This is a genomic window from Mucilaginibacter gossypiicola (assembly GCF_900110105.1).
GTDB lineage: Bacteria > Bacteroidota > Bacteroidia > Sphingobacteriales > Sphingobacteriaceae > Mucilaginibacter > Mucilaginibacter gossypiicola.
Genome location: NZ_FOCL01000015.1, coordinates 97176 through 115323, shown reverse-complemented (window position 1 = coordinate 115323; position 18148 = coordinate 97176). Strand labels below are relative to the sequence as shown.

Annotated in this window: 15 protein-coding genes; 7 read left to right on the top strand and 8 right to left on the bottom strand. The window is 42.3% G+C overall.

What is annotated here, in order from left to right:
* Positions 1 to 161: 161 nt before the first annotated feature.
* Positions 162 to 3674 carry a carboxypeptidase-like regulatory domain-containing protein gene (locus BMX50_RS30290; protein WP_091220224.1) on the bottom strand — a complete coding sequence of 1171 codons (3513 nt, stop codon included), beginning with the start codon at positions 3672 to 3674 and terminating at the stop codon, positions 162 to 164.
* 147 nt (positions 3675 to 3821) lie between these two features.
* On the opposite strand from BMX50_RS30290, the gene BMX50_RS30285 reads away from it, so the two are divergent.
* Complete coding sequence (locus tag BMX50_RS30285) at positions 3822 to 4283, top strand: DinB family protein (RefSeq protein WP_167668148.1); 462 nt, start codon at positions 3822 to 3824, stop codon at positions 4281 to 4283.
* A 61-nt stretch (positions 4284 to 4344) separates the two neighbouring features.
* On the opposite strand, the gene BMX50_RS35090 is transcribed toward BMX50_RS30285, so the two are convergent.
* Positions 4345 to 4875, bottom strand: coding sequence for an OmpA family protein (locus BMX50_RS35090; RefSeq protein ID WP_091220216.1), 531 nt, complete (start codon positions 4873 to 4875; stop codon positions 4345 to 4347).
* A 289-nt stretch (positions 4876 to 5164) separates the two neighbouring features.
* On the opposite strand from BMX50_RS35090, the gene BMX50_RS30275 reads away from it, so the two are divergent.
* Both BMX50_RS30275 and BMX50_RS30270 read left to right on the top strand, forming a co-directional pair.
* Complete coding sequence (locus tag BMX50_RS30275; protein ID WP_091220213.1) at positions 5165 to 6346, top strand: alginate lyase family protein; 1182 nt, start codon at positions 5165 to 5167, stop codon at positions 6344 to 6346.
* 367 nt (positions 6347 to 6713) lie between these two features.
* On the top strand, positions 6714 to 8126 hold the full coding sequence (locus tag BMX50_RS30270) for a glycosyl hydrolase family 18 protein (protein WP_091220210.1): 1413 nt from the start codon (positions 6714 to 6716) through the stop codon (positions 8124 to 8126).
* 170 nt (positions 8127 to 8296) lie between these two features.
* Here BMX50_RS30270 and BMX50_RS30265 read toward each other — a convergent pair whose 3' ends face one another.
* A complete protein-coding gene (locus BMX50_RS30265) occupies positions 8297 to 9109 on the bottom strand; it encodes a DUF3108 domain-containing protein (RefSeq protein WP_091220206.1) in 813 nt (270 codons plus the stop codon).
* A 234-nt stretch (positions 9110 to 9343) separates the two neighbouring features.
* Here BMX50_RS30265 and BMX50_RS30260 point away from each other — a divergent pair, with 234 nt between their 5' ends.
* The 4 genes from BMX50_RS30260 (at position 9344) to BMX50_RS30245 (ending at position 12943) form a co-directional block, all read left to right on the top strand.
* The gene (locus tag BMX50_RS30260) at positions 9344 to 10363 is read left to right on the top strand and encodes a sensor histidine kinase (RefSeq protein ID WP_091220203.1); all 1020 of its coding nucleotides are present in this window, start codon (positions 9344 to 9346) and stop codon (positions 10361 to 10363) included.
* Positions 10360 to 11070, top strand: a complete 711-nt coding sequence (locus tag BMX50_RS30255; protein WP_091220200.1) for a LytR/AlgR family response regulator transcription factor — start codon at positions 10360 to 10362, stop codon at positions 11068 to 11070. Before BMX50_RS30260 ends, BMX50_RS30255 begins: the two co-directional genes overlap by 4 nt.
* A 112-nt stretch (positions 11071 to 11182) precedes the next feature.
* Positions 11183 to 11779: a TetR/AcrR family transcriptional regulator gene (locus BMX50_RS30250; RefSeq protein ID WP_091220195.1), complete on the top strand. Its 597-nt coding sequence runs from the start codon at positions 11183 to 11185 to the stop codon at positions 11777 to 11779.
* 9 nt (positions 11780 to 11788) lie between these two features.
* Positions 11789 to 12943, top strand: a complete 1155-nt coding sequence (locus BMX50_RS30245) for an FAD-dependent oxidoreductase (RefSeq protein ID WP_091220192.1) — start codon at positions 11789 to 11791, stop codon at positions 12941 to 12943.
* A 150-nt stretch (positions 12944 to 13093) separates the two neighbouring features.
* On the opposite strand, the gene BMX50_RS30240 is transcribed toward BMX50_RS30245, so the two are convergent.
* The 5 genes from BMX50_RS30240 to BMX50_RS30220 all read right to left on the bottom strand — a co-directional run bounded on the left by BMX50_RS30240 (position 13094) and on the right by BMX50_RS30220 (position 18135).
* Positions 13094 to 14116 carry an asparaginase gene (locus tag BMX50_RS30240; protein ID WP_091220189.1) on the bottom strand — a complete coding sequence of 341 codons (1023 nt, stop codon included), beginning with the start codon at positions 14114 to 14116 and terminating at the stop codon, positions 13094 to 13096.
* 36 nt (positions 14117 to 14152) lie between these two features.
* A complete protein-coding gene (locus BMX50_RS30235) occupies positions 14153 to 14920 on the bottom strand; it encodes a TatD family hydrolase (RefSeq protein WP_091220185.1) in 768 nt (255 codons plus the stop codon).
* A 141-nt stretch (positions 14921 to 15061) separates the two neighbouring features.
* Positions 15062 to 16066, bottom strand: coding sequence for an FKBP-type peptidyl-prolyl cis-trans isomerase (locus BMX50_RS30230; protein ID WP_244281143.1), 1005 nt, complete (start codon positions 16064 to 16066; stop codon positions 15062 to 15064).
* Positions 16067 to 16127: 61 nt separating this feature from the next.
* Positions 16128 to 17117 (bottom strand): FKBP-type peptidyl-prolyl cis-trans isomerase, encoded by a 990-nt coding sequence (locus BMX50_RS30225; RefSeq protein ID WP_091220181.1) that lies wholly within the window; start codon positions 17115 to 17117, stop codon positions 16128 to 16130.
* A gap of 7 nt (positions 17118 to 17124) precedes the next feature.
* Complete coding sequence (locus BMX50_RS30220; RefSeq protein WP_091220177.1) at positions 17125 to 18135, bottom strand: DHH family phosphoesterase; 1011 nt, start codon at positions 18133 to 18135, stop codon at positions 17125 to 17127.
* Positions 18136 to 18148 lie beyond the last annotated feature (13 nt).

Here is an 18148-nt window from a genome sequence, read left to right as displayed (position 1 = left end):
CACGTTCCAAATTAAAACAATCTGTTTAAACAAAACGGCTCAATACTTGGTAAAATCGTATCATTTTTGGGGCAAAAGGGCGCTTAGACTAAAGAAAACGGTAATTATAGCACCACCATATAATCGATATCATTAATTAAGCTATGGCGTAGTTAAATTTATTATTGAACATTATACCGATACACCAATCGCCCTAAATTGCCATCTTCATCAATCCCCTCAATAGCTATGCGATATGAGCCCGTTCCGTCGGCATTGAAATAATTAAACAGCGCCTGGCCATTTTTATCTGTCATCAACTCCGGTTGCCAATAAATAGTACTCCGCAAGTCGGGGCGGTTACCGGCTTGTTCAAGATTTTCATATTTAGGAGAGTAAAATACACGCGCCTTATAAAATCCGGGGACCGAAATTGGCAATATCCCGGTTGATGTGATTTCTTTTTCGGTAAGCCCTCCTTTTGCTTTTGTGGTTACCACAATTACTCCATGGCCACCCCGCACTCCATACAATGCGGCATTTGCATTGTAAAAAAACTCTACCGTTTCAACATCCGAGGCGCTTATGAAATCAAGCGAACCTCCGCCCGGTATTCCGCTCGCTGTAATATGACTATCCATTGCCACCCCATCCAAAATTACTAAACCATCAAAATCGCCCTTTAACATTGCGTACGCTCGTCCGCCGTGTACTCTGCTTTCTAACATTTGAGTTAACGAACCCGAAACAGGAAGCTGCCCCAGTTGTATCACCTGATCGGCACTACCCGGCCCTCCTAATACCGAAGAGCGGTATTCATTCTTTTTAACGGCCTTGATCTTCACCTCTTTCAGCATTTTTATTTTGCTATACTTCAAATAATCGTCTTGCCGTAACTTGTTATTTTCAAGATAGTTCGTCATTGATAAATTAATATCATTTGGCACAGTATTTAAACCCAATGACGACACTGGCAGTTTTTGATTATTTTTGTTATAAGTCAATCTTGTTGAGTTATCGCCTTTAGCTGTAACAGCCTGTAAAATGAACCTGCCGGTATCGGTAAAAAACAAGTTACTAAACGCAAAATCGCCCCTATCGTCTACCGGTTGACTTAACACCGTTGTTGGTTGCGAAGAGATTAGAGAAACAGTGCCTTCATGCATGGCGCTCCCTCCCGAACGCTTTACACTACCACTTATTTCCAAACCTTTTTCGGGCTGGTAGGCTATGGCCGGATAAGAGCCGCTTAATAAAGGCTTCCATTCAAAACCACGATAACCATTAGTAAGCATTACCAAGTCCAGGTTTTTCGTTGTTTCGCCATTCACATTAGCAAAATAATAGTTTGGTTGCTCTACATTTCCCTTCAGATCTGAAGTTAACAACAGATCAGTTAGTATAGTATGTTCTGAATTTTCAACTACCGGGACTTTATTTTCATCTATAACAGATACCGAAAAATGGCCAACTGACGGATCACCCGCCCTGTTCTTTACATTCAGGCTGATGTCAACCCGTTCCCTTTTTTTGTAATCTGCTTTGGGGCTGTTAATGGCCAGGCTCATTTGATCGTAGTTTTGCACAAAAATCAGGCGTTCGCAAAGGGGCTCATTAGCGGCAGAAAACAATGTTATGGTAGCTATCCCGGTTTTTAAACGCCGCTTTAAAATATCACGTGTTATTGTCTGACTATCTAACCTGCAGGCAATGGTTGAAGCCGTGCCGCCGGAATAAATGAGTAATGTAAACTCCCTTCCATTGTTTTGCTTGTAAAAAGCATCAGCAGCATTTATTTTAACAATGGCACGGGGAATTTCACTATTATCAACAGATAAGCTAATTCCGTTCTCTATAGGCATCGGAAGATTGATAGTATTTTTTGTTCCGTCGGCGTAATTGAGTTCGGCTTTATAGCTTTTACCCGGTTGGGCTTTCAGGTAAAAAGATCCCATCCCCAAATGCGATGAAGCAAATGTGGCTACGTGATTGTTTTCATTATCAGTAATAATCCCGCTAACATTTACCCCCGCTCCGTCGGCACCAATAGCCTTGAAGGCTATTTTAGACTGAATGCCGGTAATCATATTGCCACCTTCGGCAAAGAACTGCACATCAATTTTATTAGTGGCAACCGGCAGCGGCGCTTTAGCAGCGCTTTCAGCTATTTTATTATTTGTTGATCCAATTTTAATTTCCCGGTCGAAATAATTGTTATTACCCTGATTTTGCATCCATTTAGTATACGCCCGAATATGGTAATTCCCTTTAGGCAAAGTATCCGGCAGAGCGAAATCCCCCCAGGCCACACCATCAGTTATCTGTAATTTAACAGCCTGATCGATGCTGTTTGCTGTATTGATCAACTCGGCATGCAACACGCTGCTTATATCCGACAGTTCGTGACGATCGCCCGCGGTTATGTATGCTTTAAAATAAACAGTATCGCCGGCTGCATAGTAGGGTTTATCAAAATGCAAATAAACTTTTTCGGCAGTATATGAAGAGTTGTAATTTCTAAGCTTATTTATTACATCGGTCAATCCTGGTTTTTCACTTACAGCCCGAGTGTTTAAAGGCTCGTAATCAATTGGCAAAAGTTCGGCTACCCGGTTATTGCCCCATGCGCCGCTATATGTTACACTATTAGGATCAAGCAGGGTCCCGTTACCATCAAACAGGGCGTAAGGCACGTTAAAACTCAAAACCGTTACATCATGGTTATCGGTGCCATTTATATTATTCATTTGCCCACGTTTCGGAAAACGATGATCTTCATTATAAGTGATATGGAACGAATCAAAATCGCAACCGAGGGCATGCACACCAGGCAGATCGGTTTTAGCCATCATTTCATCCTCATTTAAAGGATAGGTCATAAGTATTGGGCGCATCTTTTTGCTTAACTGCGATTCAGGCACATCCCTTCGTTCGGGGTTAGCATACTGCAATACACGAAAGCCCTCCTCATCCAAATGTTTAGCCTGCAGCGCACGTAAAAAATGCATAGCAGATCCTTTGTAAACCTGCAATCTTGCCCTTTGCCAATCTTTCTGTTGTGATGGCGTGCCTTTTAACTCTTCAAACAGTACAAAACCTTCATAGTGCAATTTCCTGTTTGAAATGTCTTTATCATTATAAGTAAAACTTGTAATGAGATACTTTACCCGGTAACCAAGTCCGCGATTTTCAACATTCAAAAAATCAATGGAGGATGCGGTGAGTGTTTTCGTGTCATCATCGTAGGCAAAATCAAGCATTTCCGGATTCAGAAGTTTACATTGATCGGCCAGTTCAGATTTGCCTAAAAACTGCTCTTTAAAAGCTGCTAAATACTGTGCCCGATTGGGATCGGTGCGTTGCTTTATGGTTACCTCCTTTAAAGCATAGGTTTTCGGCGACACGATAATATCAGGTAAAACCATATCACTACCCATTATCGTTATGTTTTGCTTATAGGTTTCAAACCCAACAATGGAAACTACCAGTTCATATTTGCCATTTTTGGCATCAGCGAGGGTAAAAGTTCCTTCCGGTGTTGTTTTTGTCCCTACAGTAGCATTACTTAAAAATACACTTGCATTCGCGATAGCTGTTTTATCTGTTGCATTGACAACCCTGCCTGTTATCCTGGTTTGAGCCAGGCACCAAAAAGGTGTAACCAGCAAATAAAACAGAAACAATTTCTTTAACATAATGCAAACGATTTAGGTATATAACAAAGTAAACAGCTGGCGCCGTTACCTTTAGGAGGCTTTGGGTAATGATAAAGTTATTAAATATCATTACTAAAACCAATACAGCATTTTATACTAACTTTCAGTTTTATCGCGAACATGAAAATGTATAATTCACTCACCGAAAGATTAAGAAACCAACACCTTGCTATAGCAGAATTGGTTGCAGGTACAAGCAACGATAAACTGACTTTACCTTCAATGCCCGGAAAATGGAGTGCATTGGATAATGTAGCTCACCTCACCCGTTACCAAAAAATATTTATAGACAGGATGCACCAAATACTTAACGAAGATGTACCGGTATTTGATCGTTATAATGGTGACCTTGATCCTGAATTTACGCCTTTCAGATCGATGGAGCTACCTGACCTGCTGGATATTATAAAGGCAGACAGAGTAACAATTATCGATCTGGTCTCTGGGCTCACTGATACGGAGCTACCGCGCATTGGCGTACACCCTAAATACGGCAGGCTTACCATTTCAAAATGGGCCGAGTTTTTTGTACTGCACGAAGCCCATCACCTATTCACCATTTTTCAACTGGTAAACAGTACCGAATAATTTTACCCAACAAAAAAGGCAGCCCGATGGACTGCCTTTTACTTTTATTAAAAGTTTTTATTTACTGTGCTAACTTTACTTCAACACGACGGTTAAGTACACGGCCTTCTTCGGTAGAGTTATCAGCAATTGGTTTGCTTTCGCCCCAACCTTTTACAGTCAGGTTATCGCCATTAACACCACTGTTAACTAAATACAATTTTACAGAGTTTGCCCTGTCAACAGATAATGACTGATTGTGCTCGGCAGAGCCTTCGGCAGACGCATTACCATTCAAAATGAATTTAGCCGATGGATCTAATTTCAGTTCTTTAACAATGTGGTCTAACGTTTGGTAAGAGGCAGTTTTTAACACTGCCGAGTTAAATTCAAACTGAATATTTGTAAAGTTATAGTCTGGTTTTTCAGGAGCCGGAGCTGGTGGTGGTGGCGGAGTTGGCGCTGGTTTTGGAGCAGGCGGCGGTGTTGCCGGTTGTGCAGGCTGAGCCGGAGGCGGTGTTTGCACTACGGCTTTTTTGGTTTTGCAGGCTTGGGTAGTGATAGCTAAAACAGCTATTGCAAGAGCTAATAAAGGTGTTTTTAGAGTTTTCATATCTAATGATTTGCGTAAACATAAAAAACGTTGGCATAATGTTTATAGTGCCTAACCATAATTTTATGGTTAAATAATGCTTTTTACGTACAGATGTAGTTTATTTAATCAATAGTTATGCCATTTGCCTTGGGGGACTTACAAATCCTGATGAAGAATCGCCTTTAAGGGTCCTCTTACTTCAACGTTTTCGTTAAAAAAAGCCTCTGCAAATCCCCTACACACTAAAAACACCAACCCAATTCCCTTGGCTATTCTTATCTTGCCGACACCATTATAAACCATCGCCATGAAAAAAATATTTGCTGCAATTTTAATTGCAGTTACAACCCTTACGCAATTTGCGTTTACGCCTGACCAAGCCAAGCCAGATAAATCTCCTGCGGAAAAAGTAGCCGGACAAACCCTCAAAAAACAAATAATAACAGAAGCTGCCTGGGCTATGCAACAGCAGCCGGTTACAGTAACCGCGTCATCATCGCCAAGAAGCGCGGGCGGCAAACACGATTTTTTTTCGGAGGCTGATTATTTCTGGCCAGATCCTAAAAATCCCGACGGTCCTTACATTAACCGCGATGGAATGACTAACCCGGACAACTTTGTTGAACACCGTAAAGCCATGATCCGATTCAGCAAGATCATTGGCGCACTGGCTTCGGCTTATAAACTAACCGGGGATGTAAAATATGTTAACCAGGCCGTCATTCACCTCAAAGCCTGGTTTCTTGATCCCGAAACCTTGATGAACCCGAGCCTTTGGTTTGCACAGGCAGTTAAAGGGCAATTTACCGGTCGCAATTATGGCATTATCGATACCATTCACCTGATGGAAGTTGCACAGGGCATCATTGTGATGGAAAAGGCCATGGATGCTGAAACCACCGCAGGCGTTAAAAAATGGTTTGCCGACTATACCCAATGGCTCATGACGAGCAAACCGGGCATCCAGGAAAGAGATGTCAAAAACAATCATGCCACCTGCTGGGCCATGCAGGTAGCCTCTTTTGCCAAACTTTGCCAAAATAATGCAGTGCTTGATTCAATACGGGTACGTTATAAAACCATATTACTTCCGCGCCAAATGGGTACTGACGGCAGCTTCCCTTTAGAACTGGAACGAACCAAGCCCTATGGCTATTCTATTTTTAACCTTGATGCCATGACCATGCTTTGCCAGATTCTTTCAAGCCAACAGGATAATCTATGGGATTTTGAAACAGCAGACGGGAAATCCATTAAAAAAGGGATAAACTACCTGTACCCTTTTGTGGCAGATAAAACCAAATGGACTTTAAAACCAGATGTAATGTATTGGAATAACTGGCCGGTGGCGCAGCCCTTCCTGCTATTTGGGGCTAACGCTTACAGTGAAAACACATGGTTAACAACCTGGAGAAAACTGGATCACAACCCTCAGGTTGAAGAAGTTATCCGCAATTTACCCATCAGGCACCCGCTTATCTGGTTTTAAACCAGATAGGCGATTTATCCCAATAGCTCATTTTCTCCAGCTATAATAATATATAACTGTGAGTTAAGCGTATCACAAAAATATTTCTTTGCAAAAAAGGTGGATTTTCCCTGTTAAGGTTGCACTACAAAAGCACTACTACGCTTGTGATTGAATCGTATTGAGGTTATTATTAGGTATTTATAATTAGATGTTTATATAATTTTACTCGTACCAAAACATCTATTACACCTATTAACGCGCCTTTCCTGATATTAGTATATGATATTCATAAGTATCATGAATTTGGTTAACAGGTTTGTGTTTTATTGCCCGGCTTATTTATAAACCAAATAATACATCAAAAACCACTTAACAAACTTAACTTATGAGATCAAAATCTAACTCTTACCTCCTTGGGCTATTCCTGGTCGCGATGGCGGCACTCTCATCCTGTAAAAAGGATAACATGAACCAGTTTAAAACCGGGGGCGACGCTAACACCGATAACAGCAATAAAACAGTAGCTGTTAACAACGCGGTTCCGATTGCTTCATTTAAAGTAGTTGGCTACCTCCCCAGCTGGCAGGGCGATGTAAATACGGTACAGTACAGCAAATTAACCCATGTTAACTACGCCTTCCTTACCCCAACAAACACCGGGGGACTAAACCCGCTTGATAACCTTTCAAAATTTACTACCCTGGTATCAAACGCGCACAATAACAATGTTAAAGTAATTATATCTGTTGGCGGCGGCGGTGGCGGTGATGCCTTTCACCCCATTGTAGCTAATGCAGGGTACCGTACCGCATTTGTTAATAACATGGTTAATTTTTGTAACCAATATAATGTTGACGGTGTAGACATCGACTGGGAATTTCCGTCTGCAGGTACCGAAACCAATAATTTTTATCTGCTATTACAGGAATTATCAACCGCCATGCACAACAGCGGCAGGGTATGTACTATTGCTTCCATTTCGGTTGGCGCAAGCTATGTTACCAACAACATGTTCAGCATCCTTGACTGGATCAACATCATGGATTATGATGATAACAACTTTCAGCACTCTACCTATCAATCGGCAGTTGATTGCTTGAGTTACTGGGCTGGCCGCGGTTTACCTGTTGCCAAAACCATACTGGGCGTTCCATTCTATGCAAGGGATAACCGGTACGATTATTCGACCATGAACTATGTTGATGTATTGGCTGCGGGAGGCAGTCCCAATTCCGATACCTTCCAAACTTTTGGCTATAACGGCATCCCAACCATTAAAAGCAAAACCACACTGGCGCTTAACCAGGCCGGTGGTATGATGATCTGGGACTTGGGCGGCGACGCCACCGGGGCTAATTCATTGCTTTCGGCCATTAACTCCGTTATTACAGGTGGTACTACTACCCCTCCCAATACGCCGCCAATTGGCACTGTAATTTCGCTGAAAGGCTTTAACGGCAAATATGTAAGCGGCGAAAATGGCACCCAGGCCATGACCTGTACCCGAACTACAGCGGGCGACTGGGAACACTTCACGGTGCTTGATGCAGGCAGCGGTAAAATTTATCTGCGCAGCATGGGTAAATACGTATCCTCAGAAAACGGCACACAAGCCATCACCTGTAACCGCACAACTCCCAGCGACTGGGAAAAATTTGACTGGATAGTTACTACCGATGGCAAAATTACCCTCCGTGGCAACAACGGTAAATTCATTTCCAGCGAAAACGGCACCCAGGCCATGACTTGTAACCGGGCGACAGCATCGGGCTGGGAAGCTTTTGGGTTAAACCAATAAAACTACTAACTGCTTATATAAAATGCCGGGGCTATGATACTGAAATCATAGCCCCGGCTGCTTTTATTTTCTTTAATGTAGAGACGCATAATTGCGTCTCCGAATATGCAGGTCTTGTGATGCCTTCTTATCCTGCGGGAGACGCAATTATGCGTCTCTACGACGTGCTCTTACTTCACAAACCTCGGCAGCAGATTAATCGCGGCCCCCATCATTTTTATTTTATATCGATAACCTCCGCCAAAAGCATCTTCTTCTTTTAAAAACTCGTGGTTCTTTTTACTGATCCAGTATGTTTCGGTAAAGTGACGGCCATTGTAATCACTTTCATTGTACAGCTTCCAGCAATCAACTTTGCTACCATTTAAAGTTGATATTACTTCGCTGCCGGTTACTTTATAAAGCACATAAAGCGGTGCAGGGATTCCAGCCTCGTAAAAAGGGATGGCGAAACTTTTGCCTTCGGCCAGCGGTAACATCTCAAAGGTTTCAATGTCTAAATTCCAGTTAAGGTTAGGGAAAGTAAAATCAAGCTCAAAACTCTTCGCCTCGTTGTTGGCAACGGTATCGGCACTTGTAATTTTGTCAGAAGCCCAGTTAAATGCTTTTGTTTTTTTGCCGATAGTTTCTGAATGATAAAGAGGTGCAAAATCGGCGGCCCTGTTAATAGAGTAAACAGAGCGGTACGATGAACTATCGTTACCATACCAATGCTGGGTTACAGTAAATACTTTTTCGCCGTTACGGGTTTCGAGGTTTATATCACGCAGCCAAAGCCAGAATTTTAGGCTATGACTATCTTTGGTATTTTGAAAATATACAAGGTATTGTCTTAAGCCCGGTTTAAGCGTTGAGGTAAGCAAACGCTTATCTTTTACGCGGATGGTATCGGTTTGGGCCAGTACTTTAGGCGTGTGCGAAAGCAATAGCAAAAGGCTGAGACTGACAGCTATGATCTTTTCGGCTAAGTGTTCGGGTTTCATGATAACTGATTGTTTGATAAGGATAATTTTCTGTTAATAGTTCAAAACTGTCCTTTATCAACCGGCAGATAAAATCAGTTAAACCACTGCCGCTTTCTTTTTAACCCGATACGGTATTTATTCAACAATGTGCCTGTAGCAATGTTTATTGAACCAATAACGCCATTTATTGAATAAATGCAGGCAATGGTTTAAAGCCGGCACCAGCAAACAAAAAGCTTAGTAATTTTAAAAATGCAACTATTTAAAGCCAGACCATCCATTAAAAAACTCCAGCTTTTGGTATGGATATCAGTATGTCTGCTCCTGTTTTTTTCTTATTTGCCCATGGATGGCGTAGCCCAGTCGGCTATGTACGCCAGTGTAACTACCGCTTTTTACGCCATCATTATATATGGCAACATATTGGTTTTATATCCCCTTTTTTATCAAACAGGCAAATATGTTTGGTACGTACTCCTGGTGATCATATTCATAGTGGCAACCGGTGCGCTGCGCGGATATATTACTTTATTACTCTACAATAGCTACTTTGCAAAAACGCCGGAACCGGTCAACTTAAAAGCTATTACCAACTATATTTCGGGCGGCGTACTTATTTATATGCTGAGCCTGATATTCCGGATAGCGCTGGAATATTTTAAGCTGAAACAACAAACCGAAGAGATTATCATACAAAAAAGCCAGGCCGAACTGAACCTCTTAAAATCTCAGGTTCAGCCGCATTTTTTGTTCAATACCCTCAACAATATTTATTATGAAGCCTATCGCGAAGCACCCCGGACGGCGGCATTGATCGAAAGACTTTCGGATATCATGCGCTATTTTGTTGATGAAAGTCCGAAGGATGATGTAACCATCGGTACCGAGGTACAATTCATTGAAAATTATATAGCGTTAGAAAAAATCAGGATAAGGCACGAGGTGGTAGTGTTTTTTGAAAAAAATTTCAATTCAGATCTCCGCATTCCGCCTATGTTGCTGATGACCTTTGTAGAGAATATTTTTAAACATGGCATCGATAAATCGAGCGAACAAAACCTTATTGGCATATCTTTGATTCAGCAGGATGGTTACCTGTTTTTTAAAACCAATAACACCATCCATGTTCAGACAACAAGCAAACGTGTAACAGGCTTTGGTATTGCCAATTTAACCAAAAGGCTAACCATGTTATATGGCGCGGACTTCGACCTGAAAATTGACAACAGCAATAACACCTTTTCTGCATTTTTAAAGATCCCGGTAGCATGAACTTAAGTTGTATCATAATTGACGACGAACCCAACGCGGTAAACCTGCTCGAAATCCTGGTGCAGCAAAGTACCCAGTGGCAGCTGAAAGCCAAATGCTACAACGCGCTTGAGGCATTGGCTTTCCTGAAAAACCAGAAGGTCGATTTCATTTTCCTGGATATCAACATGCCACAGCTAACCGGTATGGAATTGGCCGGTCTGCTGCCGCCCCAAACCAAAATCGTGTTCACAACTGCCTATTCGGAATATGCCGCCGAAAGCTATACCTATCAAACTATTGATTACCTGCTTAAACCCATCACGCTGAAGCGCTTCCTGGCAGCCATGCAAAAAATTGAAGCCTATTTTGGTAAGACCGACCAAGTGATGCCTAAAAGCCAAACCGCAGATGAGGGTTATTTCTTCGTAAAATCGGGCAAGGTATTACGCCGAATCTTATTGGATGAGATCCTGTATTTTGAAGGCGAAAAAGAATACGTGCGTCTTGTTACAGGGCAGGAGCAGTTACTTATTTACCGTCGGCTTAAAGATATTGAAGAACAATTATCCGCTCCATTTGTCCGGGTACATAACTCCTATATTGTAAATACTAAACAGCTGGCAAAAATCCAGGACAATCATATTTATATCGCCGATAAACATATCCCTGTAAGCGAAAAATTTAAAGAAGGTTTTATGGCGATAATTAATAAAAGGATATTTTAAATCCGTCAGCACTCTACTTTCTTCCCATCATCTCAAAGTCATTTGAAATAAAAATATAATAAGTAAATAAACATTTACTTATTATTGTATCATAATTCAACTTACTTGTGTTATGAGGCCAAAGAATTTAGAGAAAGAGCAAGCCATTCGCACCATTGCCCTTGATATTATTGCCAAAGAAGGACTGGAAAACCTGAGTATGCAAAAGCTGGCTAAGGCGGCCAATGTATCGCCCCGTACCATCTACATCAAATACGAGGATAAGGATGACCTGCTGATCAAGCTTTTCATTACCGAAGTTTTAGGAGCTTATGAAGCAGCAACTCTGAAGGGGTTTGATGAAAGAATGGATTTTAAGACCGGCATTAAGAAACTCTGGGATAACGGTTTTCAGTACCTAAAAAACAACCGTACACACTTCGCCTTAATCTTGTATGGCAAATCATCTCCGATGCTTAATAAAGCCTATCAACGGGAAAATATTCAGCAGGGACAGTTCTTTGCCCCTATTCATCGTTTCATTCAGGTAAATGTTGAGGCAGGCATAATCCAAGATCTTCCGTTCGATGCACAACGGGCGCTGATGTTTTCGCCGCTGCTTGACCTGGTGAACGAGTATTTTGACCATCTCAACAGACCTGTACAAATCATCACAGACGAAGTGATAGCGAACTGCTGTGATGCGGTAATAAAAGGTATGATGAAATAATTAAACAACATGAAAGCAATTAAAAACAAAAATATAGCTATAATGGGCGGCGGCCCGGGTGGACTTACACTCGCACGCATTTTACAAATGAACGGCGCCAACGTAAAAGTTTACGAGCGCGACTTAAACCGTGAAGTGCGGGTTCAGGGCGCTACGCTTGACTTGCATGAAGAATCGGGCCTAAAAGCTTTGGAAGTGGCCGGGCTGATGGACTCCTTTAACGCCAACTATCGTCCCGGTGCCGACAAACTAAGGGTTGTGGATAAACACGGTAACATTGTGCTTGATGAGCATGGAGCCGACGGAGGTTCCTATAATCGCCCCGAAATTGACCGCGGACCATTAAGGAAAATCCTGCTTGACTCCCTGCAACCGGATACTGTTGTTTGGGATAGCCAGTTTGCCACACTTCATGAACAGGAAGGCAGAATTAACTTGGAGTTTAAAAACGGCTCAACGGCCTGGGCTGATCTGGTGATAGCCGCCGATGGTGCCAATTCAAAGATCCGACCATACATTACACCTATCAAACCATTTTATGCCGGAGTAAGTGTAATTGAAGGTGCTGTTTATAACTCAGAAAAAGCAAGTTCCCGGATTCACGAGCTACTGAATGGTGGTAAAATATTTGCGATGGGCGATGAGAAAACACTGATAGTAAGCTCTAAAGGAGATGGCAGCCTGGTATTTTATGCGGGTATTAAATCAGCGGAAACATGGCTGCAGGATAGCGGAATTGATTTTAAAGATAGGGCGTCGGTATTTACCTGGTTTAAGCAGGAGTTTGCCGGCTGGGACAATATCTGGGATGAATTGTTTGAAAACGCCGAACCCGTATTTATTCCCCGCCCGCAATATTGCATGCCTTTAGACCAAACCTGGGAAGCCTTCCCCAACCTGACTATGCTTGGCGATGCTGCTCACCTGATGCCACCTTACGCAGGTGAAGGCGTTAACATGGCCATGCTTGATGCATTGGAACTGGCCCAACACTTATTAAGTGACAAGTTTGAAAATACCCGGGATGCTATAGCCGACTACGAAAAAGAAATGCGCGCAAGAGCATCCGAAACCGCCGCTATGACATTAGAACAAACAGATTCACTGCATTCGGCTGATGGGCTAAAGAATTTGGTGGCGATGTTTAATCCGGAAGACAATTAGCAGAGTTTACCGAGAGACCGCCAAAAACGTCATTGCGAGGTACGAAGCAATCCCAAACTATACAGGGCGGACCTGCTTATAGGGGATTGCTTCGTACCTCGCAATGACGTTTCTTAATATATTATCTTTCTGTAGTGATATCGAAAAAATTTACGATACTGTCAACTCGCCGCGCAAATCGGTCTCCAGCCACTCCCTAACCTGGGCAGGGTTATCACTCTGACCAAGCAGGTACATCATTTTAGTAACTGCGGCTTCAAAGGTCATGTCGTAACCGTTGGCTACACCAATATCTTTCAGATGCTTACTGGTCTCGTAACGGCCAAGTTCTACTGTGCCCACCTTACATTGCGAAATATCAAGGATCACCTTGCCGCTATCGATGGCGTTTTTCAACAAATCAATAAACCAGGCATCGGTAGTGGTATTACCCGCACCAAAGGTTTCCATTACTATACCACGCACATCGGCGCTTAATATATTTTCAACCACTTTAGGGCTTATGCCCGGGTACAGTTTCAACACGCCAACATCGCTAACCAGGTTATTGTGGATAATAAGAGCGCTTTCATCTTCAGGGTGCCTGATGTCGTTTACACTAAAACGTAAATGCACACCCGATTCCGCCAATATTGGATAGTTTGGGGAACGGAAAGCCTCGAATTTTGATGAATTATATTTAAAAGCCCTGTTACCGCGGAAAAGTTTATAATCAAAATAGATACAAACTTCAGGCACACGGGCACGGTCGTTCTTTTTTGCTTTGGCTATCTCAATAGCCGTCATCAGGTTCTCCTTCGCATCCGTACGGATAGCGCTGATAGGCAATTGTGAGCCTGTGAAAATGATTGGCTTGCCTAAGTTCTCTAACATAAAACTTAATGCCGATGCAGTATAAGCCATGGTATCTGATCCATGCAAAATTACAAAGCCATCGTTATCATGGTAGTTGGACTGGATAAGTCCTGCCAGTTCGCTCCATATCTCAGGGTTCATGTTTGATGAATCGATGATCTCATCAAATGAATGCACTTTGATACGGCAGTTAAGCTTTTCAAGCTCGGGCACATTATCCATTATTTGCTCAAAGTTGATAGGCTTGAGCACCTTTGTAACCGGATCACTCATCATACCTATTGTCCCTCCGGTATAGATGATTAAAATTTGGCTCATTAATTAAGTTTATGCTGTGGTAAAATATTAAACAATTTAAATTCCGAACACAAGCCTGGAATTTTCAGTAGTGACCTCGGCCACTTTTTCAATGCTTGTGTGGTGAAGCTCGGCTACTTTTTCGGCAATATACACCAGGTACGAGCTTTCATTAGGTTTACCCCTGAACGGAACGGGCGTAAGGTACGGAGAATCTGTTTCTAAAACTATATGCTTTAAGTCAATTTCCGGTATTACTTTATCAAGTCCCGAGTTCTTATAAGTCACAACTCCACCTATCCCAAGATAAAAGTTAAGGTCGATCACCTGTTGCGCCTGCTCAACCGTACCGCCAAAGCAATGAAAAATACCGCGCAGTTTTTCATCAGCCTCCTGTTTCAGCACTTCGTATACCTCGTCAAAAGCATCACGGCAGTGGATCACTATTGACAGGTCAAGACTTTTAGCCCAATTGATCTGCTTTACAAAGGCATCTACCTGTTCCTTTAAATGTGTTTTATCCCAATAAAGGTCGATACCGATCTCGCCTATGGCATAAATTTTATTTTGCTGATGGGCATCCATAATCACAGCAAGCTCGGCCTCCCAATTCTCCTTTACATCGCAGGGGTGTAAACCAAGCATGGGGTAGCAATATTGAGGATAATCGTTTACCAGGCCATATACTAATGGCACAGAAGCAGCATCAACATTGGGCAAAAATAAACGGGTGATGTTATTATCGATACAACGCTGCATTAAAGCTGCGCGCTTTTCAGGAATGGCTTCGTAATATAGATGGGTGTGCGTGTCGGTTAAAACCATGCTGCAAAAATAAACCTTGAATACTTAATAACGAATTTATAGCTGCAAAGTATAAACCCGCTTAATTAAAAATTGCCTCCTGTAAACAAAAAACCTCCTGCTTTTTGGGCAGAAGGTTGATTATGATGCATTTTCAATCTATTAATTGGTCTTTTTGGCAGGTTTCACCTTTACCAGTTCCATGTCAAACGCCAGCGTACTGTTTGGCGGGATAGCTCCCGAACCTCTTTCGCCATAAGCAAGCCCCGACGGAATGATGAAGGTAGCTTTTGAGCCTTCGTTCATCAACAGTAAGGCTTCTTCCCATCCAGGTATTACCCGGCCTTCGCCAACAACAACACTGATAGGCTCATAAGGGCGGCCAGGCTGATCTAAACCTGCAGCTTTAGCGTTAGCTTCGATACTGCTGTCAAATACCTTCCCGTTAAGTAATTTACCTGTGTAATTTACCAGTACGGTATCGCCATTTACCGGTTTGTATTTATCGGTAGGCGCTGTAATAACATATTGAAGGCCAGAGCTTGTGCTGGTAGTTTTAAGTCCGTGTGAGGTTACGTATTCATTAGCCGCAGCAACTTCAGCTTGCTTTTGTTTTTCCATCGCAGCATTTCTTTCGGCCATAGCCTCATTTATTGACTGGATTTTTTCCATTTTCAAAATAAAGGTCAGGAAACTGCCTTTGGGGAAAAATGGCGGACGGGCTTCTTCATGGCCTTTAAATATCGAATCGGCAGGGATCTTCACCAATGCGCTGTCTTTAACGGCAAGCAATGGAAAAACATCCATCATATCGCCTAAGCCACGCGAAGGCTGAATTTGCGCCTGTGCCGGGTGTCCGGCAGTATAACTGCTAAACAGCACAGAATCCTTACCTGTTTTTTGAATAAAATTAAAAGTGATCACATCGCTGATCTTAGCCTTTGGACCAGGGTTTGCCGTGTAGATTTTATAAAATGAACCTTTACTTGTTTTAAGCATTCCGGCCACCTCGGCAGGAGTAATGCTTTTTTTCACAACAGCGGGCTTTTTTACAGCTCCGCTTTTAGCGGTAGCAGGACGTTTTTTCACAGCACCTGTTTGCGCATTGACAGTTAAAGCCGAAACGGTTAGCAGAGGGGCTATAAAATAAAAGATGTATTTTTTCATAAGCTATAAATAAAAAAGCCTTTCCTGTTTTGAGCAGGAAAGGCTTTGTAAAATAGTATTATTATTTCGTGGCCGGTGCTGCCGTTGGAGTTGGCATTTGCATTTGCGGAACAACCGGTTTTGGTGCGTTTGGATTTGGATGAACGATATTTACCAGCTCAACCTCAAATACAAGCGGGGTATATGGCTGCATTTGCGGGCTGCCCTGATCGCCATAACCTAATGATGACGGAACAACCAATACTGCTTTGGTACCTTTGTTAAACAATTGGAAAGCTTCATCCCAACCTTTAATCACTTTACCTTCACCTACCGGGATACGGATTGGCTGATAAGGGTTCATTGGGTTGATCTGCATTTTTTCTTTTACAGCAACTTCTTTAACACTTGTTTCCAAAACTTTGCCGCTAACAAGCCTTAAAGTATAGTTGATTACTGCAGTATCACCAACCGCTACATTTGCACCACTGCCCGGAGTAGTAACAGCATAGTTTAAGCCTGAAGCTGTTTTTACAAATTTCAGATCTTTATGACCATCTAAATAACCCTGGATTTTAGCAGGCTCCTTACCTTTAAGCGCATCGGTTTGACCTTTCATGTATTGAGTAACACGATCGCGGAAAGCTTGCTCATTAAGAGCGCCTTTTTGAATAACCTTTTCAATTTTAATTGTATAAACCAGGTATTTGCCTTTAAAGCCCGGCGGGCGTTGCTGGCCACCTTTAAATACTGAGTCGGCAGCTATTTTGAATGTAGCACTATCGCCTTCGCCCAGTAAGCTTAAACCAGAAACAATATCACCTTTAGTTTGAGGCTTAGGCATCAGTGTTGGTATAGGCTGGCCATTATCATATGAGTTATTGATAATAGAATCCTTATCCGTTTTAAGGATCATGTTCAGTGTTATAAAATCACCTTCCTTAACTTTAGGATTGCCTTTTGAAGTGTGGATATTGTAAAGCAAGCCGCCTTCGCCCTGCTTAAACCCACCGTTGCAACTTGCAAATCCTATAGCCGCAAGTGACAGAAACATCAGTTTTTTTTTCATCATTACTTTTTTACTGTATTAATAGCTTTTTATATTCGGGTAAAATTTGTTTAAATTGAGTTATAACCTCTTCGAGGCTATGTTCAGAATGGCCCCCGGCAGCATTACGGTGACCTCCTCCATTAAAGTATCTTTTGCAAATCTCATTGGCCGGAAACTCTCCTTTTGACCGTAACGAAAGTTTTACCCTATCGCTGCGTTCAACTATAAAGGCGGCCAAACGAATGCTTGCCATTGATAAAGCATAATTCACTACACCTTCTGTATCGCCGGTTTCAACGTCAAACCGTTCCAGATCTTGTTTGCTAACCGCAATAATAGCAGTATTAAATTCGGGCAGTACTTCCAGGCAATTAGCCAGGCAATGGCCCAAAAAGCGAAGCCTGTTTTCAGACGCACTATTATATACTAATTCATGGATACGCCAGTTCACCGCACCTGCATCAATCAGATCAGCTACTATGCGATGTACTCCAGAAGTTGTATTAGGAAGTCTGAATGAAGCGGAGTCGGTCATGATACCTGTATATAGACAGGTTGCCACATCCTTGTTTACAAGCTCTTTATGGTGAAGTTCATTAACAATAAAATCATATACCAGTTGCGCTGTTGCGCAGGCGTTGATATCCCAGTGCCTGTAATCGTCAAAATCGGCAGGCTCCAGGTGATGATCGATCATGATTTTGTAGGCACTGCTTTCGCCTACCAGCTCGCCCATATCATTGATACGGCTCAAGGCATTAAAGTCAAGGCAAAATATAAGATTGGCGTCGGCTATCAGCGCGGCAGCTTCTTCGCGGTGCTCAGTATAAATAATAACATTCTCATTACCGGGCAGCCAGCTTAAAAAGTCAGGATAATCTGTAGGGGCAATAACCCTGGCATGATGGCCCTGCTGTATTAAATAATTATATAAGCCCAATGACGAACCCATAGCATCACCATCAGGTTTATGATGGGTAGTGATCACTATTTTTTGAGGTTTCGTTAAAAGGTCAGTAAGCGAAGCTAAATCTAACATCAATTCTTAAAAA